The 21112-nt window shown below is 59.5% G+C and carries 23 protein-coding genes; 11 read left to right on the top strand and 12 right to left on the bottom strand.

Features of this window, described 5'->3' with window-relative positions:
• Window positions 1-29: 29 nt before the first annotated feature.
• Window positions 30-317 carry a YheV family putative zinc ribbon protein gene (locus M1E04_RS00230; protein ID WP_369318178.1) on the bottom strand — a complete coding sequence of 96 codons (288 nt, stop codon included), beginning with the start codon at window positions 315-317 and terminating at the stop codon, window positions 30-32.
• Window positions 314-2365 carry an oligopeptidase A gene (prlC, locus tag M1E04_RS00225; protein ID WP_456292198.1) on the bottom strand — a complete coding sequence of 684 codons (2052 nt, stop codon included), beginning with the start codon at window positions 2363-2365 and terminating at the stop codon, window positions 314-316. Before prlC ends, M1E04_RS00230 begins: the two co-directional genes overlap by 4 nt.
• A gap of 90 nt (window positions 2366-2455) precedes the next feature.
• Here prlC and M1E04_RS00220 point away from each other — a divergent pair, with 90 nt between their 5' ends.
• Both M1E04_RS00220 and M1E04_RS00215 read left to right on the top strand, forming a co-directional pair.
• Window positions 2456-3004, top strand: coding sequence for a gamma carbonic anhydrase family protein (locus M1E04_RS00220; RefSeq protein WP_065987984.1), 549 nt, complete (start codon window positions 2456-2458; stop codon window positions 3002-3004).
• 8 nt (window positions 3005-3012) lie between these two features.
• Window positions 3013-3663: an HAD family hydrolase gene (locus M1E04_RS00215; protein WP_456292197.1), complete on the top strand. Its 651-nt coding sequence runs from the start codon at window positions 3013-3015 to the stop codon at window positions 3661-3663.
• Between the two features lie 32 nt (window positions 3664-3695).
• On the opposite strand, the gene M1E04_RS00210 is transcribed toward M1E04_RS00215, so the two are convergent.
• On the bottom strand, window positions 3696-4760 hold the full coding sequence (locus M1E04_RS00210) for an aminopeptidase (RefSeq protein ID WP_456292196.1): 1065 nt from the start codon (window positions 4758-4760) through the stop codon (window positions 3696-3698).
• 108 nt (window positions 4761-4868) lie between these two features.
• Here M1E04_RS00210 and M1E04_RS00205 point away from each other — a divergent pair, with 108 nt between their 5' ends.
• Window positions 4869-5285: a PA0061/PA0062 family lipoprotein gene (locus tag M1E04_RS00205; protein WP_244656903.1), complete on the top strand. Its 417-nt coding sequence runs from the start codon at window positions 4869-4871 to the stop codon at window positions 5283-5285.
• A 111-nt stretch (window positions 5286-5396) separates the two neighbouring features.
• Here the strand turns inward: M1E04_RS00205 and M1E04_RS00200 are convergent, their stop codons facing one another.
• Together M1E04_RS00200 and M1E04_RS00195 are read right to left on the bottom strand one after the other, a co-directional pair.
• Window positions 5397-5630: a DUF1161 domain-containing protein gene (locus tag M1E04_RS00200; protein ID WP_065987990.1), complete on the bottom strand. Its 234-nt coding sequence runs from the start codon at window positions 5628-5630 to the stop codon at window positions 5397-5399.
• A 133-nt stretch (window positions 5631-5763) separates the two neighbouring features.
• Window positions 5764-6195, bottom strand: a complete 432-nt coding sequence (locus tag M1E04_RS00195; protein WP_037017022.1) for an OsmC family protein — start codon at window positions 6193-6195, stop codon at window positions 5764-5766.
• A gap of 287 nt (window positions 6196-6482) precedes the next feature.
• Between M1E04_RS00195 and M1E04_RS00190 the strand changes: the two genes are divergently transcribed.
• On the top strand, window positions 6483-7484 hold the full coding sequence (locus M1E04_RS00190) for an LLM class flavin-dependent oxidoreductase (protein WP_296307455.1): 1002 nt from the start codon (window positions 6483-6485) through the stop codon (window positions 7482-7484).
• Between the two features lie 79 nt (window positions 7485-7563).
• Here the strand turns inward: M1E04_RS00190 and M1E04_RS00185 are convergent, their stop codons facing one another.
• Window positions 7564-7788 (bottom strand): DUF1161 domain-containing protein, encoded by a 225-nt coding sequence (locus M1E04_RS00185; protein ID WP_122623653.1) that lies wholly within the window; start codon window positions 7786-7788, stop codon window positions 7564-7566.
• A 159-nt stretch (window positions 7789-7947) separates the two neighbouring features.
• Window positions 7948-8163, bottom strand: a complete 216-nt coding sequence (locus M1E04_RS00180; protein WP_456292195.1) for a dodecin — start codon at window positions 8161-8163, stop codon at window positions 7948-7950.
• Between the two features lie 181 nt (window positions 8164-8344).
• Between M1E04_RS00180 and M1E04_RS00175 the strand changes: the two genes are divergently transcribed.
• Entirely contained in the window at window positions 8345-8668 is a 324-nt protein-coding gene (locus M1E04_RS00175; protein ID WP_037017008.1) for a DUF883 family protein, read from the top strand.
• Here M1E04_RS00175 and M1E04_RS00170 read toward each other — a convergent pair whose 3' ends face one another.
• Complete coding sequence (locus M1E04_RS00170; protein ID WP_456292194.1) at window positions 8669-9568, bottom strand: LysR family transcriptional regulator; 900 nt, start codon at window positions 9566-9568, stop codon at window positions 8669-8671.
• A 120-nt stretch (window positions 9569-9688) separates the two neighbouring features.
• On the opposite strand from M1E04_RS00170, the gene trpB reads away from it, so the two are divergent.
• The 3 genes from trpB to M1E04_RS00155 all read left to right on the top strand — a co-directional run bounded on the left by trpB (window position 9689) and on the right by M1E04_RS00155 (window position 12390).
• Window positions 9689-10921 (top strand): tryptophan synthase subunit beta, encoded by a 1233-nt coding sequence (gene trpB / locus M1E04_RS00165; protein ID WP_192130575.1) that lies wholly within the window; start codon window positions 9689-9691, stop codon window positions 10919-10921.
• A complete protein-coding gene (trpA, locus tag M1E04_RS00160) occupies window positions 10921-11781 on the top strand; it encodes a tryptophan synthase subunit alpha (protein WP_192130576.1) in 861 nt (286 codons plus the stop codon). The genes trpB and trpA overlap by 1 nt, the downstream gene beginning before the upstream one ends.
• A 75-nt stretch (window positions 11782-11856) precedes the next feature.
• The gene (locus M1E04_RS00155) at window positions 11857-12390 is read left to right on the top strand and encodes an anti-virulence regulator CigR family protein (protein WP_456292193.1); all 534 of its coding nucleotides are present in this window, start codon (window positions 11857-11859) and stop codon (window positions 12388-12390) included.
• Window positions 12391-13916: 1526 nt separating this feature from the next.
• Here M1E04_RS00155 and M1E04_RS00150 read toward each other — a convergent pair.
• Window positions 13917-14867, bottom strand: a complete 951-nt coding sequence (locus tag M1E04_RS00150; protein WP_456292192.1) for a choline sulfate utilization transcriptional regulator — start codon at window positions 14865-14867, stop codon at window positions 13917-13919.
• A 114-nt stretch (window positions 14868-14981) separates the two neighbouring features.
• Here M1E04_RS00150 and betC point away from each other — a divergent pair, with 114 nt between their 5' ends.
• Together betC and choX are read left to right on the top strand one after the other, a co-directional pair.
• Window positions 14982-16487, top strand: coding sequence for a choline-sulfatase (gene betC, locus M1E04_RS00145; protein WP_456292191.1), 1506 nt, complete (start codon window positions 14982-14984; stop codon window positions 16485-16487).
• 38 nt (window positions 16488-16525) lie between these two features.
• Complete coding sequence (gene choX, locus M1E04_RS00140) at window positions 16526-17452, top strand: choline ABC transporter substrate-binding protein (protein ID WP_192130579.1); 927 nt, start codon at window positions 16526-16528, stop codon at window positions 17450-17452.
• Window positions 17453-17546: 94 nt separating this feature from the next.
• Here choX and aroE read toward each other — a convergent pair whose 3' ends face one another.
• Together aroE and hemF are read right to left on the bottom strand one after the other, a co-directional pair.
• Window positions 17547-18374 carry a shikimate dehydrogenase gene (gene aroE, locus M1E04_RS00135; RefSeq protein WP_456292190.1) on the bottom strand — a complete coding sequence of 276 codons (828 nt, stop codon included), beginning with the start codon at window positions 18372-18374 and terminating at the stop codon, window positions 17547-17549.
• Window positions 18374-19294 (bottom strand): oxygen-dependent coproporphyrinogen oxidase, encoded by a 921-nt coding sequence (hemF, locus tag M1E04_RS00130; protein WP_192130581.1) that lies wholly within the window; start codon window positions 19292-19294, stop codon window positions 18374-18376. Before hemF ends, aroE begins: the two co-directional genes overlap by 1 nt.
• Window positions 19295-19519: 225 nt before the next feature.
• Here hemF and M1E04_RS00125 point away from each other — a divergent pair, with 225 nt between their 5' ends.
• Complete coding sequence (locus M1E04_RS00125; RefSeq protein ID WP_192130582.1) at window positions 19520-20497, top strand: NADPH:quinone reductase; 978 nt, start codon at window positions 19520-19522, stop codon at window positions 20495-20497.
• A 28-nt stretch (window positions 20498-20525) separates the two neighbouring features.
• Here M1E04_RS00125 and M1E04_RS00120 read toward each other — a convergent pair whose 3' ends face one another.
• On the bottom strand, window positions 20526-21083 hold the full coding sequence (locus tag M1E04_RS00120) for an L-threonylcarbamoyladenylate synthase (protein WP_065988020.1): 558 nt from the start codon (window positions 21081-21083) through the stop codon (window positions 20526-20528).
• Window positions 21084-21112: the final 29 nt, after the last annotated feature.

Raw genomic sequence — 21112 nt, 5'->3', positions numbered from 1 at the left:
AGGTATCCCTTTCTTTATCAGAAATCACGTCAACTCGGATCAACCGGCTTTTTCAGCTTCGGATTCGGGAAGAACTGCACGCCCTGCACCTTGGGATCGGCCGGCTTCACCACAGGCTTGTTCACTCGCGTGCCAAGTTCTGTCGGGATCGATTGCCCCTGCGCATTGAGGGTGTCGGAATAACCGCAGTGCACGCATTGACGGTGCGGCAGGTCGTCTTCGTTCCACATCATCAACTTGTCAGGCTCGCTGCACGCCGGGCAGATAGCCCCGGCGATGAAGCGTTTCTTGGTAATCACCTGCGGTGTCTCGGTCATGCTGCCGCTTCCTCACTCAAGCCCGAATGGCGCAAGAGTGCGTCAATCGAAGGCTCGCGTCCGCGGAAGTCGACGAACAGCACCATCGGCGCCTGGGACCCGCCCCGCGCCAGAATGGCCTCACGGAAAGCCCGGCCGGTCTGCTCGTTGAATACGCCTTCTTCCTCGAACTTGGAGAACGCATCGGCAGATAGCACTTCGGCCCACTTGTAGCTGTAATAGCCCGCCGCATAACCGCCGGCAAAGATGTGTGCGAAGCTGTTCGGGAAGCGGTTGTACGCGGGCGGACGCATGACCGACACCTCGTCACGCACGGCTTCGAGCACTTGCAGCGTGGTGCGGCCGTCGCCGTGGGTAGCGTGCAGCTCGAAGTCGAACAGTGAGAATTCCAGTTGGCGAACCATCATCAGCCCGGACTGAAAATTCTTCGCCGCGAGCATTTTTTCCAGCAGGTCCTGAGGCAGCGGTTCACCGGTTTCGTAATGACCGGAGATCAGCGCCAGGCCGTCCGGCTCCCAGCACCAGTTTTCCATGAACTGGCTAGGCAATTCGACCGCATCCCACGCCACGCCATTGATGCCCGACGCGCCCGCATGCTCGACGCGGGTCAGCAGGTGATGCAGGCCGTGGCCAAATTCGTGGAACAGGGTGGTGACTTCATCGTGGGTAAGCAGCGCAGGCTTGCCGCTGACCGCCGGGGTGAAGTTACAGACCAGATTGGCCACCGGGCTTTGCAGTGTGCCTTCAGCGGTGCGACGACGATCGCGGGCGCCGTCCATCCACGCGCCGCCACGCTTGTTGGCGCGGGCGTAGAGATCAAAGAAGAAGCGGCCGACGTGCTGGCCGTTTTCCTTGATTTCGAACAGGCGAACGTCCGGGTGCCAGGTGTCGAAGCCCTTCTGTTCGGCGATTTCAATGCCGTACAGTTTTTGTACGATCGCGAACAGGCCGGTCAGCACTTTGTCGACCGGGAAATAGGCGCGCAGGGCTTCCTGAGAAACGCTGTAGCGCTGTTCACGCAGTTTCTCGCCATAGAAACCGCTGTCCCAGCTTTGCAGGTCCGGGCAGCCTTGCTCGGCGGCATAGGCTTTCAACTGCTGCAAATCCTGAACGGCAAACGGCTTGCTGCGCTTGGCCAGATCACGGAGGAAGCTAAGAACGTGATCGCTCGACTCAGCCATCTTGGTGGCCAGACTCAGCTCGGAGAAGCTGGCGAAACCCAGCAGTTTGGCCAGTTCCTGACGCAGATCGAGAATCTGCTCCATGATCGGACCGTTGTCGTTTTTGCCTGCGTTCGGCCCCTGGTCAGACGCGCGGGTGCAATACGCCGCGTAGACTTCTTCACGCAGCGCACGGTCTTCGGCATAGGTCATGACGGCGTAGTAGCTCGGGAACTCGAGGGTGATCAGGTAGCCTTCCAGGTCTTTTGCCTGGGCAGCGACGGCCATTTGGGCTTTGGCCGAATCTGTCAGGCCGGCGAGGGCGGCGTCATCAGTGACGTGCTTGCTCCAGGCTTGAGTCGCGTCGAGCAATTGGTTGGAGAACTGGCTGCCCAGCTCGGACAGCTTGCTCTGCACCTCGGCGTAGCGTTTTTGCTGCTCCGGCGGCAGATCAATGCCCGACAGGCGGAAGTCGCGCAGCGATTGCTCGAGAATGGTCTTCTGGGCGACGTCGAAATTCGCCGCTTCCGGGCTGTTGGCCAAGGCTTCGAAGGCCTGGAACAGCTCGCGGTTCTGGCCCATTTCTGTCGAATAGGCGCTCAGGGCCGGCAGACAAGACTCATGGGCTTCGCGCAGTTCCGCGCTGTTGCACACGGCGTTAAGGTGACTGACCGGGCTCCAGGCGGCGCCCAGGCGATCGTTGAGTTCGTCCATCGCCAGCACCAGGCCAGCCCATGTAGGCTGCGAACCTTGCTTGGCGAGGATGTCGGCAATCGCGGCGCGATTGTCGGCGAGAATCTGTTCGATGGCAGGTTTTACATGCTCGGCACGAATCGCCGAGAAAGGTGGCAGGTCGTAGGATTGCAACAGAGGGTTGTTCGCGCTCACGGTTTGGCACCTTGGCTAAAAGAAACACCCACGCATCTTAATTAGAATCGGCGCCGACCGCAGCTATCGGCGCCAGAGAAGGAGCCTATCGTGGCCATTCGCACGTTCCAGAACCACACCCCGGCCCTTGGCGAGCGGGCGTTTGTCGACCATTCGGCGGTTGTGATCGGCGATGTCGAAATCGGCGCCGACAGTTCGGTCTGGCCGCTGACGGTCATCCGCGGCGACATGCACCGCATCCGCATCGGCGCGCGCACCAGCGTGCAGGACGGCAGTGTGCTGCACATCACCCATGCCGGGCCGTTCAACCCCGACGGTTTCCCGCTGTTGATCGGCGATGAAGTGACCATCGGCCACAAGGTCATGCTGCACGGATGCGCCGTCGGCAATCGCATTCTGATCGGCATGGGCACCACGATCATGGATGGCGCGGTGGTGGAGGACGAGGTGATCATCGGCGCGGGGAGCCTGGTGCCGCCCGGCAAACGCCTCGAGAGCGGGTTTCTCTACGTCGGGCGTCCGGTGAAGCAGATGCGCCCGCTGACCGAGAAAGAGATCGCTTTCTTCCCTTACAGCGCGACCAATTACGTGAAGTTGAAAGACCAGCACCTGGCCGAAGGCTTCGACAAACCCTGCTGAGAGCACACATGCATTACCAGAATATTCTGTTCGATCTGGACGGCACTCTGACCGATCCGCGCGAAGGCATCACCCGGTCCATCCAGTTTGCCTTGAGCAAGCTGGGTATCGACGAACCCGACATCACCCGGCTTGAGCATTTCATCGGCCCGCCGCTGTTGCAGCAATTCATGCGCGCCTACGATTTCGACGAAGCGAAGGCCTGGGACGCGGTGGGCTTTTACCGCGAGCGTTTCAAGGTGACGGGCCTGTACGAGAACCTGGTGTTCGAAGGCATCTTCGAACTGCTCGACATGCTCTCGGATCAGGGCCGCACGCTGTACATCGCGACATCCAAGCCCTGGGTATTCGCCCATGAAATTGCCCGGCATTTCGACTTCGCGCGCCATTTCAAGGTGATCTACGGCAGCGAGCTGGACGGCACCCGCACTGACAAGGTCGAGCTGATCCGGCACTTGCTGGACGAAGAGCAGCTCGACCCAAAACAGACGCTGATGATCGGGGACCGCAAACACGATTTGATTGGCGGCAAGCGCAACGGCTTGGACGTGGCAGCGGTGGGGTACGGGTTTGGCAGTCGTGACGAGCTGGAAGCCGAGGCGCCGACGTATCGCTTTGAGTCTGTCAGCGCGCTGCATCAGGCGTTTCTCGATACCTGAGGCCAGTCAATCTGTAGGAACGATCATGCCGCTCAGGCTTTTTGGGCCAGCCGCTGCAGCGCCACCTTGCGTTCCTCCATGGGCAATTTGCCCAGCTTTTCCACCGCTGAATAGAACGCGGGCCAATCGCCGTTGACCTGCCTGAACAACGCCTCGAACGCCGGCACCCACTGATCGTACAAACCGATGGGCAGCAGGCGTGCGTTGTTCATCGGTGCATACACCCAGCCGTCGAAACGCTTGTCGCCGCCCCACTGGCTGTCGCGCAACTGCCGATACTCCCTGCGCAGACGCTCGAACTCAGCGGCCTTGCGTTCGCGCATCACCTGGGGGCTCAGCGGCTCGGCGTACAGCGCTTTCAGCCGATCCCGGGTGTCGAGGGCCAGTTGAGTCAGCTGATCCCGTCGCCGCGCTTCCGAAGACCCACCTTCGGCAGGCAATCCCCGCGCCGCGCGCCACTGACGCGTGCCTTCCCGCTCCACGAAACTGGCGTAGGACTCGTTGAATTCACTGTCGTCCTTCACGTAAAACCGCTGGTGCGCCAGCTCGTGGAAGATCAGCGTGGCCAGTCGCTCATCGCCCCAGTTCATCATCGAGCTCATGATCGGGTCATCGAACCAGCCGAGCGTCGAATACGCCTCAACGCCGCTGACATACACGTCTTTGCCCTCAAGTTTCTGCACGGCCGCATCCCCGCGCGCCGCGCCCTGGGTGTAATAGCCGCGATAGGCCACGCACCCGGCGATGGGGAAGCAATGGGTGACAGGATCAAGGGAAAATTCGCCGGTCGCGAAGACGTTCCAGACGACATACGCGCGATGGATGTCGGCGTAAAGGCGATAGCTGCGGTTATCCGGCAGGTGCAGATGCTCGGTCGCAAACGCACGGGCCTGCTGAGATGTGCGCAGATGATCCCGCAGCGTAGGGTCGCGCTTCGGGTCAGCGATGACGTCCGCAACCGGTTCACGCGCCCGCAACAGCGCCATCTGACCGCTGGCCAGCTGTGAGTAATAGGAAAGACTGGAACAGCCGCTGAGGAGTAAAGTCGCCAGCACCGGCAGGCCGCGTTGCAGCCAGGCCTTTTTCGATCGAATCATGCAGCAGCCTTAACGTCGATATTCATGAAGTCCAAACACCAGCGTTATGCCGGACAGCCCGCCGCTGACGCAACCATCATCGCCATTTGTCCTGCTGCGGAGTTCATCATGCGCTCGCCTCTGTTCCTCGTTGCCCTGAGTCTTCTGGCTGGATGCGCGGGACCGCTGCCTGCGGTCGATCCCCAACAGGCGTGGGTCGACCTGCACACCTTCACCGGCAAAACCCTGATGGCCGACAAACTGGACGGCGTGCGCACCTACGATGGTCGCTTCTTTCAGGTGACGCCCGGCAAACACAAGCTCGAAGTGCGTTACGACTACGACTACGCGCCCGGCGCGATGGGCTTGTCGATGGACATCTACAACGAGCGAACCTGCTACGTGACGATCAACTACGACCGCTTCGAGGCCGGCCACCGCTACCGTCTGGATGTGCGCAATATCACCAACAGCATCGACGCACAGTTGCGGGACGAGCAACGCAACGTGCTCGCGGAGGAGGGGGACATCTTCTGTATTCCATAAGGCTTCTGTGTCCCACGACGCTGCTGAATTCCGTGACCCGTGATCGCGACGGCAACGCGCACAGGGACTCGCTCATTCAAGGCTCACGAAACACTTCGCTCAACGCCCGAGCTACCGATCGTTGTTCTGATAGATGATCTTTTTCGTGCCGTTTTCGCAGGTGCCGACGACCATGTTCTGGTCATGGACCTCTTCATTGGTCACTACTTCCAGCGTGTAAGAGCTGACATTCTGAGCCTGGATTTTGGCCTCGATTTCGTCCTTGAGCTCATCGCAGGGCTTGGGCGCTGCGAAGGCACTGGTGGTCAGTGCACCGAGAATCAGTATTGCGGCGATACGTTTCATGATCGACTCCTTCGACACCGTGCGATACGCATCGGCCTTGCATGTGACCGTGGGGGCGCACGCCGGTTCTGGCGCGCGTCCATAACGAAGATGGCCCGCAATTGCGGGCCATCGAGTACAGCGGTGAAGCAAATCAGCTCACGAGCGTGGCATCGAGCGTGATTTTGGCGTTCAGCACTTTCGAAACCGGGCAGCCTTCCTTCGCATCGTTGGTCAGCTTTTCGAACTGCTCCTGAGTCGCGCCAGGGATCTTGGCTTTCAGTGTCAGGTGCACTGCGGTGATTGCGAAACCGCCATCGACTTGATCCAGGGTGACGTCAGCAGTGGTGTCGATGCTGTCAGCTTTCAGGTTGGCATTGCCGAGGATCATCGACAGGGCCATCGAGAAGCAGCCAGCGTGGGCTGCGCCGATCAGTTCCTCCGGATTGGTGCCCTTGCCGCCTTCAAAACGGGCCTTGAAGCCGTACGGCGCTTCGCGCAGGACGCCGGTTTCAGTAGAGATGCTGCCGATACCCGACTTCAGGTCACCTTCCCAGTGGGCGGATGCTTTCTTGACGATGCTCATGGTGTCTCCTCATGAAAAAGTGCGATTTCGCTCGCACGCGGACCAAAGTTCTGAGGAGTGTAGGCGGGACTTAGTTCAACGCTTGTGCCGCACGTGCTTTTTTGCGGACGGTCGCACCGTTAAAATCCGACCAAATTAGTAGGAAATTTCGCATTCCCCATTGCAACTCTGAAATCCGCCCTTATCCTATGGCTTAACGCAAATATTTAGTCTTAATGCCGGTTTGCTCGCGTGATGTCCCCCGACGGATGCGCCGATTCAAGCCTCAAGAGGATCAACAACGGCCTATGAAACGATTAGCTGATGTGAAGATTTCGACGCTCGATCTGGTGCCCGTCCGCGAAGACAAAGGCCCGGCGGAATCGCTGCGTAACGCGCTGGATCTGGCGCAACACGTCGAGAAATGGGGCTACAACCGTTTCTGGGTGGCCGAGCACCACAACATGGACGGCATCGCCAGTTCGGCGACTTCTGTTCTGCTGGCCTACCTGGCCGGTGGGACATCGACCATCCGGGTTGGGTCGGGCGGGATCATGCTGCCCAACCACGCGCCGCTGGTGGTCGCCGAGCAGTTCGGCACGCTGGAAAGCTTGTTCCCGGGGCGTATCGACCTTGGCCTCGGCCGCGCGCCAGGTTCCGATCAGATGACCGCCCGCGCCCTGCGTCGCGAACGCTCCGGCAGTTCCGATGATTTCCCGGATGACGTGACTGAACTGGTCAACTACCTCGGACCGCGTCAGCCTCATCAGCGGGTTCTCGCTGTGCCGGGGACCAACACCAACGTGCCGATCTGGTTGCTGGGTTCGAGCCTGTTCAGCGCTCAACTGGCCGGTGAGCGAGGGCTACCGTATGCATTCGCGTCGCACTTCGCGCCGCGTTTCATGCACGAAGCGATTCGCGTCTACCGCAGTCACTTCAAACCTTCCGAGGTGCTCGACAAGCCCTACGTGATGCTCGGCGTGCCGCTGGCCGCCGCAGAAACCGACGAGCAAGCCGAGTATCTGGTGACGTCGGTGTATCAACGGATTCTGAGCCTGATGCGTGGGCAGAGCTTGATGCAGAAGCCGCCCGTCGAGAGCATGAATGGCCTGTGGCTGCCCCATGAACGCGACGCAGTGATGGATTTCCTGGGGCTGGCGGTCGTCGGCGGCCCGGAGAAGATTCGCGCGAAGCTGGACGTGCTGCTTGAACAGACCGACGCGGACGAGCTGATATTCACCTGCGACATGTACGAACATGCCGATCGCCTTCGCTCTTACGAGATCCTGGCGCAAGCAGCGAGGGGCTGATACAGGGCCACGCGCTAAAACGGTCTGCCAAAAAAACCGACGCCAGATGCGTCGGTTTTTTTATGTCAGCGGGCCGGTATCAGCCGCGCTTGTAAACGATTTCCATGCTGCCGCCTTCGCAGGTGCCGACGACTTTGCCGTCCGCCGAGCTGCCTTTTTCAACAGCTTCCAGCGTGTAGGAAGAAACGCCTTTGGCTTTGATCTTCGCGTCGATATCGGCTTTCACGTCATCGCACGATTTGCCAGCGGCCATGGTAGTGCCCGCGATGCTCAACAAGCCTATGGCCAACAGAACTTTTTTCATCGGTACATCCCCTCGTCAGGCGCAATTTTAGGATCAACAAGGCCGCTCCAATCGAGCGGCCTGACTACATGAACCTGCGTCGTCACCTTGGAAAAGTCACGACTGCGCGGTATGTATAGCGAAGGTTGTGGCACTCGGCCACTGCAAAAGTTCAGCGACTTAGCTGTTGTCGATGCGGAAGCCGACCTTGATGGTGACCTGGAAGTGGCCCACTTTGCCATCTTCAATGTGACCGCGGGTTTCCAGTACTTCGAACCATTCCATGAGTTTCACGGATTTGGCCGCCTGGGCGATTGCGTTCTGAATCGCTTCGTCGGTGCTCACAGTCGATGAGCCAACCAGTTCCAGCATTTTGTAAGTGTGATGATCAGACATGGCAGTTCTCCTGAAGGGTGTTGCGCGGTGGCAGCGCCGCAGTGATTGTGTTCACTACCTCTGTGCCGAAATGCCCCCAAAAGTTCAGAAGAAACGGTACTTCACATCACGCACTGCACTTTCTCGAAACCCTGTAGTCGGAAACAACACACGCCACTCATCACAGCAGGAGAGTCAAATCATGGCATTCACGTCATCCCGTAAAGCGTCGTTGCAAAGCATGGAAGCCGAGATCGAGAGTCTGCTCAAGTCGCTGGAAGGCTTGAAGTCCGACGCTTCCGACGAGTCGCGCAAGACCCTGAAAAACCTGAAAGCCAACGCTGAAAGCGCGCTGAGCCATTCGCGCAGCCTGTTGAGCGATGTCTACGAAGACGTCAAAGTCAAAACTCGCGAAACCAGCGTTGCGACCCGTGATTACGCCCAAGAGCACCCTTGGACCACCGCAGGCGTCGCCGTCGGCGCAATCGGCCTGCTGGCAGCCTACCTGCTGTGCAAGCGCGGCTGATCAAGCCCGCCCCGATCGCTCGAGTTCCTGCTTGAGCCATCGAGCCAGGTGCTGAGCGCGCCCATCGGCAGCGCGCTTTGGTACCCATAACGCCAGCTGCGCCGGGGTTTCACTGAACCCCCATGGCGCAGCCAGGCGTCCGGCCTTCAAGTCCTCAGCCACCAATGGCTCTGGTGCGATCGCAACCCCCAGGCCCGCGACGGCCGCCTCCAGTAAATAATACAAATGCTCGAAATCCTGTCCGTAGCTCAGCGCGTCGGGCTCGATGCCGTTTTGCGTCGCCCATGTCGGCCAGGCTTGCAGCCGCGATGTGGTCTGTAGCAAGGGCTCACCCAATAGCGCGTGGACCGGTGCGTGCCGTAGCTCGTCGAACCGTGCGAATCGTGGACTCATCACCGGCCCTATGCGCTCGCTGGCAAGCTCGAAGACCTGCATGTCCGCAGGCCACGGCGGCTCGGCGAATATCAGCAACGCGTCCAGCCCCGGGCGCCGTGGGTCGAGGTCTCCTTCTCCCGCGGACAAATGCAGGCGCAGGTCGGGGAGGTCGGCATTCAGGCGCCCCAGCCGCGGGATGAACCAGCGCGCCAGCAAGCTTCCTGAACAACCCAGTACGAACGGCGCATCTGCGCTGCCCTGGCTAAGTTCGGCACAGACAGCGCGCAGGCGGTCGAACGCTTCAGCGCTCGCGTCGCGCAGACGGATCCCTGCATCTGTGAGTTTCAGGCCACGTCCGTCCTTGATGAACAGGCCAACGCCCAAGTGCTCTTCCAGCACTTTCAACTGACGACTTACGGCACCATGGGTCACGTGCAATTGCTCAGCCGCCTGACTGACGCTGTTCAGCCGGGCGGTGGCTTCAAACGCACGCAGGGCGTTGAGGGGCGGAAGGTCTCGGCTCATGGGATAGGTGAGTTTTCCTGACAGGTTGCCTCGATCTTATCGGTTTTCATCGTCGCTGGCGCTGGTTAGAGTGTGATCACTGCCTGACGGCTCATCCAATTCGCATCCCCGGAGGTCCACATGACCCAGACCCAGACACAAAATGCCTACAGCAGCGGCCCGGACGACCGCGGTATGTTTGGCGGGTTCGGCGGCCGTTATGTCGCTGAAACGCTGATGCCGCTGATTCTTGATCTGAGCCGCGAGTATGAAATCGCGAAGACTGATCCATCATTTCTCAACGATATTGCCTACTTCCAGCGCGACTACGTGGGCCGTCCCAACCCGCTGTATTTTGCCGAACGCCTGACCGAATACTGTGGCGGCGCGAAGATTTACTTGAAGCGCGAAGAGCTCAACCACACCGGCGCGCATAAGATCAACAATTGCATCGGCCAGATTCTGCTGGCGCGGCGCATGGGCAAAAAACGCATCATTGCCGAGACCGGTGCCGGCATGCACGGCGTTGCAACGGCGACGGTCGCCGCGCGCTTCGGGCTGGAATGCGTCATCTACATGGGCACCACTGACATCGAACGTCAGCAGGCCAATGTATTTCGCATGAAGCTGCTGGGTGCCACGATCATTCCGGTGGTCTCCGGCACCGGCACGCTGAAAGACGCCATGAACGAGGCGCTGCGTGACTGGGTCACCAATGTCGACAGCACCTTCTACCTGATCGGCACCGTCGCCGGCCCTCATCCTTACCCGGCCATGGTCCGCGATTTCCAGGCCGTCATCGGCAAGGAAACACGTGTACAGATGCAGGAGCACGAAGGTCGCCTGCCGGACAGTCTGGTGGCGTGCGTTGGCGGTGGCTCCAATGCCATGGGCCTGTTTTACCCGTTTCTGGATGACAAGAGTGTGCGCATCATCGGCGTGGAGGCGGCTGGTCACGGCATCGAAACCGGCAAGCACGCCGCCAGCCTGAACGGCGGCGTTCCGGGCGTACTGCATGGCAACCGCACTTTCCTGCTGCAGGACGACGATGGCCAGATCACCGACGCCCACTCGATTTCAGCCGGCCTCGATTACCCAGGCATTGGTCCTGAGCACGCCTGGTTGCACGACGTTGGCCGGGTCGAATACACCTCCGTCACTGACGACGAAGCGCTGGCTGCCTTCCACCGATGCTGCCGCCTCGAGGGCATCATCCCGGCGCTGGAAACCGCTCACGCCCTGGCTGAAGTCTTCAAACGCGCACCATCGCTGCCAAAGGATCACCTGATGGTGGTCAACCTGTCCGGTCGTGGTGACAAAGACATGCAAACCGTGATGCACCACCTTGATTTGTCCCAGCAGGAGAAACACTGATGAGCCGCCTGCAAACACGTTTTGCCGAACTGAAAGAACAAAATCGCGCAGCCTTGGTGACCTTCGTCACCGCAGGCGATCCGGGCTATGACACCTCGCTGGCTATTCTCAAGGGATTGCCGAAGGCAGGTGCCGATGTGATCGAACTGGGCATGCCATTCACTGACCCGATGGCCGACGGCCCGGCGATTCAGCTGGCCAATATTCGCGCACTCAACGCCAAGCAAAATCTCGCAAAAACGCTGCAGATGGTGCGTGAGTTTCGCGAAGAGGACAGCACAACGCCACTGGTACTGATGGGTTACTACAACCCGATTCATAATTACGGGATTGAGCGCTTCATCTCCGAAGCCCATACCTCGGGCGTTGACGGATTGATCGTGGTGGATCTGCCGCCAGAGCACAACGCCGAGCTGTGCGACCCTGCGCAGGACGCTGGCCTGGACTTCATTCGTCTGACCACACCGACCACCGATGACGTTCGTTTGCCTACGGTGCTCAACGGTAGCTCAGGTTTCGTCTACTACGTGTCGGTAGCGGGTGTGACGGGTGCGGGCTCGGCAACCATTGATCACGTCAAGGATGCTGTGCAACGCCTGCGCCGCCATACCGATCTGCCAATCAGTGTCGGCTTCGGGATTCGCACGGCTGAGCAAGCAGCAGCCATTGCGCGCGTGGCCGACGGTGTTGTTGTCGGCTCGGCATTGATCGACCAGATCGCCAATGCGTCTTCCCCAGAACAAGCAGTCAGCGGCGTGCTGGATTTGTGCGCGCAGTTGTCGGAAGGGGTGCGTAAAGCCCGCGTAGCCGAAGGTAAAGTTTCTGATACAGAGGAATCTCGTTCTCTGGCAGCACACTAAGCCGTACAGCGAAGGGGTTCAGGACCACGTTCTGAACCCCTTTTTGCTGCCCGTATTGGCTCAGGAGCGCGCTACATGAAAGTCTCGAATCGTTTGATCGCCGGGTTGGGTGTGTTGATGCTCAGCGCCAGCGCGCTGGTTCAGGCTGCACCACCGGATCAACGCGGCGGCGATGACAATGGCCCCGGCCAGCATCAGGACCACGGCCAACCCAATGGTCCGCAGGGCGGTCCGCAGGGCGATCGCGGCAACGGCAATAACAACGGCAACGGCAACGGCAACGGCAACGACCATCGCAACGAACCGCGCACCGATAACCGTGGCAACAACCAGCGTGGCGGGCGTCCTCCTGCCGACTTCGGCGACGTGCGCCGGACCATCACCGAGCACCGGGAAGTCATCGGTCGCGGTCAGCCACTGCCTCCCGGCGTCCACATCGTCAAAGGCCACCCGCTGCCACGCGGTTATGGCCGTCGACTGGACCAACGCTCGCTGCAATACCTGCCGCAATACGATGGCTACGAATGGCGCCGCCTGGGCCCGGACGTTGTGCTGATCGCAATCGGCAGCGGAATTGTTTATGAAATCCTGGATGGCGTGCTGAATTAAGGCTCCTCCGAATCGCGTCCGTCCATGCACGTGAGATGGACGCAAAATCTGTAGGAGCGCGCTTGCCCGCGAATGCGTTGTGTCAGCAGTGCAAATCGCAATGCCCCATGCATTTAGCAGGCAAGCGCACTCTAAATAGGGATCAGTAGTTAGTCATATCACTCTAGCCAGAAAACTGGCCCACGCCCCCCCTCCACCTGTTTGTTCATATCCACTTCCGGGATGACCCCTATGGGTCGTCGGCGGGGGAAGGCGTGGCCTCCTGCGAGGTTTGCGTACTGGATTGACTGGTACTCGCGGCGGCGCGGGTATCGGAGGCGGGGGCGTAGTAGCGGCATTTGGCACTGGCAGTGGAGTTGCTGCGGGTGCGGGTGTCCATGTCGGTATAATCGTACCCGCTGGCACGGGCCCCAAAATGCTATTGGTAATATCGTTAAAAAGATTTCCGATTCGATCGGCGATCATACCGGTCGCACCGCTTCCAACAGCTGCAATTGTTGATGCCGCATCCACTCGCGATCGCCATCCGTTAGCAACAGCCTTCATATGCTCATTGCCGATGACAGAAGCAGTTGCCATAAAGGTCTCTGTTTTCATCATAATTAAAGCTTCTGTGACCGGGTTACCAGCGGATTCAAGAATTTCAGTCCAATACCGCTCCCTTACTTCATCATTTGCCATGACCATGAAAACTGAATTCAGCGTCCAAGCATCCGCGGAATAGCCGAGGTACGCTAAAACCTTGTTGTGGCTCTCCCATGCCTCTTGATGATTTATATCTCTATTGACTACGCCTTGACTTTTGTACTGTGCGTTGAGCACATCCAAGTAAGCTTGAGCCATTCTGTCATAGACAAAGCGAATCGAATTTTCCGTAAATCGGGCGCCGTCGCGCTACGCAGTTAGCCGTAGAAAGCTAACCGCCGCCGAGCCCGATGGCGAATGGGGGTCAATAATACCTCCAGCAAGTGCTGCATATTTATAGCCATAGGATTGAAGTGCCCCATACATAAGTTCAGGGGATTCGTGTTTAAGCAATATATTCAGCCTATCAATATCATTTTTATTCAGTTGCGCAGGCATTATTCAGTCCAACCCATTAAATGTGTGACAGTCATATTAACCAGCCAAAGCTGTAGTATCTGAAAAAGAAAAGCAGGAAATAAGCAATCAAAACTGCCCTGCATACGTTAAGACAGACAATAATAAGCCTTCTGTTCAAGCGCTCGCCAAGCCATCGCCAAGTCGCTATCAAGTTCACCCTTGCATTTATCAGCATCTTCGTAAGCCGGATTAGCATGGTGAACTCCTACATGACAATTAGCTTTGACAAAAGTGGATGCAGTGATCCCGATTGCCATACCCCAGTTGCATGTAGGAAATAATCTTAAGTGACTGCAGTTGTAAACCTCACCGAGTCCGACAAGTCTGTAGGAATCTTCTGGAATGAAAATAAATTCTGGGAGGCCAACGGCCCCGCAATGATCCGCCACCAGACCGGTGTCGGTATGTTTCTGATAACGCCTTTAAACCGCAATCGACGGCAGGGCCTTGCCCTTCAGCAAATCCCCGCTCAACGCTTGCTCACTTCTTAACCAATCCACAAATCTTTGGACGATCTGCACGCGGCGTTTGCGTTGCGGCAGGACGATGTAATAACCGTATCCGGAGACGGCGCTGGCTTCGATCGGGCGGCACAACAAGCCCTGCTCCAGCAAATCATCCACCAAGTGTCGCCAGCCGATGGCCACGCCCTGGCCGCCGATCGCCGCTTGAATCATCAGTGTGTAGTTATCGAATCGCAGCTGCCCCGGCGCGGGTGCCTGAGGGATATTCAGGGCGCGGAACACGCCACTCCAGTCAAACCAGTTGTTGCCGCCTTCGCCACGAAGGTGCAGCAGCGCGAAGTCTTTCAGCGCCTCAGTGGGCAGGGGCAGGTCGCGCCCCTTCAGCAATTGCGGACTGCACACCGGGAACACCTCCTCGCTGAATAACCAGTGGCTTTCACCCTGCTTGAATCGCCCGTCACCGAACAACACGGCCACATCGATATCCGCGCGCAGCATGCTGTGACTGCGTTCGCTAGTGACCAGGCTGACGTCGACGTCGGGGTTGTCCTTGTGGAAACGGTGCAGGCGCGGCATCAGCCAATAGGCGGCGAAGGCGAAGTCAGTCGCCACTTGCAGCACCTCGTGCTGATGCTGCTCGGTGATCGCGCTGAGGCCAGCGTCCATCGACTCCAGCCCGGTCTGTACGTGATTGAACAGGATCTGCCCGGCGTCCGTCAGCTCGATGCCGCGGTAGATGCGATCAAACAGCCGCGTCGCCAGTTGCTCCTCCAGCCGCTTGATTTGCTGGCTGATGGCCGGCTGAGTGGTGCCGAGCTCGATGGCCGCAGCGGTAAAGCTGCGCAACCGTGCGGCGGCTTCGAAGCCGCGAAGTAAATCCAGCGACATGACACCAAGGGCTTCAAACATAAGCTGTACTTATCCTAGGCATTGCCTCTCATGGGCTTTACCGCAGACGGCATGGGCACCATCCTCGGTCGGAGCACTTTCGCATAAATAATGACTATGGGATGCCGCGAATTCATGAAGCGCAAGAACATTCTTTTCATCATGGCCGATCAGATGGCCGCGCCCATGTTGCCGATGTACGCCTCTTCTCCCATCAAGATGCCCCACTTGAGTCGCCTCGCAGCTGAAGGCGTGGTGTTCGACGCCGCCTACTGCAACAGCCCGCTCTGCGCACCGTCACGCTTCACTCTGGTGAGCGGTCAGTTGCCGAGCAAGATCGGCGCCTATGACAATGCGGCTGATTTCCCCGCTGATGTGCCGACCTACGCCCACTACCTGCGGCGTCTTGGCTATCGCACCGCACTGTCCGGCAAGATGCATTTCTGCGGGCCTGATCAATTGCACGGCTACGAAGAACGCCTGACCAGCGACATCTATCCGGCCGACTACGGTTGGGCCGTGAACTGGGACGAACCGGACGTGCGCCCGACCTGGTACCACAACATGTCATCGGTGCTGCAAGCGGGACCTTGCGTACGCACCAATCAGCTCGATTTCGACGAAGAAGTGGTGTTCAAGGCTCAGCAGTATCTGTTCGACCATGTGCGCGAAGACGGCGATCAGCCGTTTTGCCTGACGGTGTCGATGACCCATCCCCACGATCCGTACACCATTCCCAAGCCTTACTGGAATCTGTACAGCGACGAAGAAATCCCGATGCCCCGTGCGCCGTTGGCCCAGTCCGAACTGGACCCGCATTCCCAGCGCCTGCTGAAGGTCTATGACCTGTGGGACAAACCGCTGCCCGAGCAAAAGATTCGTGATGCGCGCCGCGCCTATTTCGGTGCCTGCAGCTACATTGATGACAACGTCGGCAAACTGATGAAAACCCTGGAGGAAACCGGCCTGGCCGACGACACCATCATCGTGTTCTCCGGCGATCATGGCGACATGCTGGGTGAGCGCGGGCTCTGGTACAAAATGCACTGGTTCGAGATGTCGGCGCGGGTGCCGCTGCTGGTCTACGCTCCGGGGCAGTTCAAGGCCGGCCGCGTGCAGGCTGCAGTGTCCACCGCCGACCTGTTGCCGACGTTTGTTGCGTTGGCGGATGGTCAGCTGGACGCTGGCTTGCCGCTCGATGGGCGCTCACTGCTGCCGCATCTGCAAGGCGAGGGTGGTCACGACGAGGTCTTCGGCGAGTACATGGCCGAGGGCACCAACAGTCCGCTGATGATGATTCGTCGCGGCGCGTACAAATTTATTTATTCGGAACGGGACCCCTGTCTGCTGTATGACGTGCGCAACGATCCGAAGGAGCAGGAAGAGCTGAGTCGATCCGAGGCTCATCGCGACCTGTTCGCTGCGTTCCTGGCCGAAGCAAAGGCCAAGTGGGACATTCCGGCGATACACCACCAGGTGCTCGCCAGCCAGCGTCGTCGGCGTTTCGTCGCCGAGTCGCTGGCCATCGGCAAGCTGAAGAGTTGGGATCACCAGCCGCTGGTCGACGCCAGTCAGCAGTACATGCGCAACCATATTGATCTGGACGATCTGGAGCGCAAGGCCCGTTATCCGCAACCTTGAACCCTGCCAACACTTAGAAAACCAAAAAGGGGCACATCATGAATAAGCTGTTCACCACGCTGGCGGTTGGGGTCTTGAGTTTGAGCAGCGTCGTGGCCTATGCCGCCGACGCTAGCTGCAGCACCGTGCGGATGGCCGATCCAGGCTGGAGCGATATCGCCGCGACCAACGCCACTGCAGGCTTTTTGCTCGATGGCATGGGCTACAAAACCAAGATCGACACCCTCGCGGTGCCGATCGCCTATGGCGGCCTGAAGGATGGGCAACTCGACGTTTTCCTGGGCAACTGGATGCCGGCGCAGCAAGGTTTCTACGACAAGTTCATCGCCACGGGTGACGTGACGCAATACGCGAAAAATCTGGAAGGCACGGAGTTCACCCTCGCCGTCCCTGATTACGTGTATGACGCAGGCGTCCACAACTTCGCCGACCTCAACAAATTCGCCGACAAATTCCACAAGAAGATCTACGGCATCGGTTCGGGGGCTCCGGCCAACGCGTCGATTCAGGAAATCATCAAAAAGAACGAGTTCGAACTGGGGGACTGGAAGCTGGTGGAGTCCAGCGAGCAGGCGATGCTGGCCGAAGTGCAGCGCAACGTGAAGAAGGGGGAGTTCGTGGTATTCCTCGGCTGGACGCCGCACCCGATGAACGTGCAGGTCAAAGGCATGCACTACCTCAAAGGCGGCGAGAAATACTTCGGCGATACCGGCAGCGTCTACACCGTGACCCGCAAAGGTTACGCCGACGCCTGCCCGAACGTGGCCAAGCTGCTTTCCAACCTGGTCTTCACCCAGGACATGGAAAACTCGATCATGCAAACCGTGGTGGATAAGAAGGTCAGCAACACCGAAGCGGTGAAAGCGTGGCTGAAAGCCAACCCGGCGGTGCTGGACAAATGGCTGAGCGGCGTGAAGACCGTTGACGACAAAGATGCGCTGCCAGCGGTGAAAGCCAAGTTGTAAGCGCCGACAAGAAGCATCGCGAGCAAACTCACGCCTACAGGGCCAATATCAGTCTGTAGGAGTGAGCTTGCTCGCGATGAGGTCGGTACATTCGCTAGATCTGCGCCATCAGCCGTCGCAGTTCCTCCAGCACCGGCGCCGATTCCGGTCGAACGCCACGCCACAGGTAGAACGCCTCGGCGGCCTGCTCGACCAACATCCCCAAACCATCCACTGCTTGCCCGGCATGGTGTTCAGTGGCCCAGCGGCAGAATGCGGTCGGTTCTTTGGCGTACATCATGTCGTAGCAGAAGGTCACGCCCGGCTGAATCAGGCTGGGCGAAATGGGAGGTACTTCCCCTGAAAGGCTGGCTGACGTGGCATTGATGATGATGTCCACCGGTTCCTCCAGCCAGTCGTAGCCTGCGGGCAGCACCGGACCGACGTCGGCGAATTCCTGAGCCAGCTGTTCAGCCTTTTCCACGGTGCGGTTGGCGACCACCAGCACGTAGGGATCTTCCGCCAGCAAGGGCTCAAGTGCGCCACGCACTGCACCGCCAGCCCCTAGCACGAGAATGCGTTTGTCCTTGAGCGTGACGCCATGACTGACCTTCAGGTCCCGAACCAGGCCTGCTCCGTCCGTGTTGTCGCCGAGCAGGCTGCCATCCGCTTGAACGGCGAGGGTATTGACCGCGCCGGCACGACGGCCGCGCTCGGTCAACTGATCGGCCATCCGGTACGCTTCTTCCTTGAAGGGCACGGTGACGTTGGCGCCACGGCCTGTCTCGAAAAACGCCCTGGCGAAGGCGGTGAAGCCGTCCAGCGGCGCGAGTGAGGTCTGGTAGTCGAGCGCCTGACCGGTCTGCTCGGCGAACAGGCGATGGATCAGCGGGGATTTGCTGTGGCCAATGGGATTGCCGAAGACAACGTACTGGTCAGTCATCACTGGGCCGCCTCAGCCAGCCAGTCGCGATCCTGCAGAAAATATTCCGTCAGGCGTGCTTCCTCACTGCCCGGCTCGGCTTTCCAGTCATAGCCCCAGCGCACTTGCGGCGGCAGCGACATGAGGATCGATTCAGTGCGGCCACCCGATTGCAGCCCAAACAAGGTGCCGCGGTCGTACACCAGATTGAATTCCACGTAACGCCCACGGCGGAACTCCTGAAACTCACGCTGCTGCGGCGTGTACGGCGCGTCCTTGCGGCGCTGAACGATGGGCAGATACGCCTCGACGAACGCATCTCCGATGGCACGGATGAACGCGAAGCTGGTGTCGAAATCCCACTCGTTCAAGTCGTCGAAAAACAGTCCGCCGACGCCGCGCGGCTCATTACGGTGCTTGATATGGAAGTAGCGATCGCACCACGCCTTGTAGCGGGGATAGACGTCAGCCCCGAACGGCGCGCAGGCCTGTTCGGCGACGCGGTGCCAATGAACGCAGTCTTCCTCGACACCGTAGTAAGGCGTCAGGTCAAAGCCGCCGCCGAACCACCACACCGGTTCTTCGCCTTCTTTCTCTGCGATGAAGAACCGCACATTGGCGTGGGCAGTTGGCACGTGAGGGTTGTGCGGGTGCATCACCAGCGACACGCCGAGGGCTTCGAAACCACGCCCTGCCAGTTCCGGTCGATGTGCGCTGGCCGACGGTGGGAGGCCGGCGCCGAAGACATGGGAAAAGTTAACGCCGCCTTTTTCGAGGATGTGGCCGTTCTCGATCACCCGGGTTCTTCCGCCCCCGCCCGCAGGCCGTTCCCAGGCGTCTTCGACGAAACGGGCGCTGCCATCTTCGGTTTCCAGGGCGGCGCAAATGCGGTCTTGAAGATCGAGCAAGTAGGCTTTGACGGCATCGGTGCGAAAGGACATGGCGGTACCTGCATAAACTGAAACGTGCGTCGGGGGCGGGATTGGATCGGCCTTGGCGTTAATGACACGCCTCGCTGAGCAAATCCCGTCGGCGAAATTCGGCCCGTAGCATATCACCGGCTTGGCGGATGCCGCAGTTGACGAAGCGACGACGAAGGAGTCCGATAGAGCCCTTTCGCATCGACAGTCATACTCTGCAAGTCCGATCCATGACGGAGAAAGCAAATGGCAAAACGTATCCAGTTCAAGGCTTATGGCGGTCCCGAAGTGCTTGAGTACGTGGACTTCGAACCCGCGGCGCCAGGCCCGAAAGACGTGCTCGTGCGTAACAAGGCGATTGGCGTCAACTTCATCGAGACCTACTTTCGCAGCGGCCTGTACCCGGCGCCTTCGTTCCCATCGGGGTTGGGTAACGAAGGCGCTGGCCTGGTTGAAGCGGTCGGCAGCGAAGTCACCCACGTCAAAGTCGGCGACCGGGTGGTGTACGGCACAGGCCCGCTGGGTGCATACGGGGACGTTCATGTAACGCCGGCCGCTAACATCGCCAAACTGCCTGACGGCATTAGCTTCGAGCAGGGCGCCGCCGTCATGCTCAAGGGCCTGACCGTGCAGTACCTGTTTCGCCAGACCTACGAAATCCGTCCTGAAGAAACCATCCTGTTTCACGCCGCTGCCGGCGGGGTGGGATCGATCGCCTGCCAGTGGGCCAACGCCTTGGGCGTCAAGCTCATCGGCACGGTCAGCTCGGCAGAAAAGGCCGCACACGCTAAGGCCCACGGCGCATGGGAGGTGATCGATTACAGCAAGGAGGACGTCGTTCAACGTGTACTGGAATTGACCGATGGCAAGAAGGTCCCGGTGGTCTATGACGGCGTGGGCAAAGACACGTGGGAAACCTCTCTGAATTGCCTGGAATTACGCGGCCTGCTGGTCAGCTTCGGCAATGCGTCAGGCGCAGTGACCGGCGTGAACCTGGGGGTTCTCGCTCAGAAAGGCTCGCTCTACGTCACGCGCCCGACATTGGGCTCCTACGCGAACACCCCGGAAGCCTTGCAGGCAATGGCCGATGAAGTGTTCGAAATGGTCGCCACCGGCAAGGTGAAGGTCGACGACATCCAGAAGTTTGCCCTCAAGGATGCCGCGAAGGCCCACACCGAACTCTCCGGTCGCAGAACGGTGGGGTCGATCATTCTGGTGCCTTGATCACACCCGGCCAGACGGTGGAAGGGCATTACCCCGCCCTTACCACCTCAGCCGTGACCAGATCCCGTATCACACTCGGATTGCGGCGCCCGCCGAGACTTCCCCCCAGAACCAAGTCCAACTGCTCGTGGAAATACTGCTCGACCCGCAGCCGGGAGCGGGCGGCAGGGCGGCCGGTGGGGTTCGCGGAAGTCGACACCAGCGGGCCGGTCAACGCGCACAGCTCCCGGACGATGGGGTGATCGCTGACGCGAAGGGCGACGGTGTCGTGCTTTCCGGTGATCCAGTCCGGCAACAGGCCTTGATGGGGAACCAGCCACGTATTCGGTCCCGGCCAGGTGCTGGCCATGCGATCGATCCACAGCTCAGGGAAATCCTCGAAGAGGAAATCAAACTGACGGATGTTGTCTGCGATCAGGATCAAGCCCTTATCAACCGGCCGCGCCTTGATTGCCAGCAGGCGATACACCGCCTCCGCATCCCAAGGGTCACAGCCCAACCCCCACACCGCTTCGGTTGGATAGGCAATCACCGCCCCGGCCCGAATTTCTCGTGCGGCTTGCTGCACTCGCCAACTGCTGACCATCGTCCGTTCTCCCAAATTACGCAGGCGGG

It is taken from the genome of Pseudomonas sp. AK106, assembly GCF_053903055.1.
The sequence above is the reverse complement of the archived record's forward strand: the minus strand, read 5'-3'. Positions and strand labels throughout refer to the sequence as shown.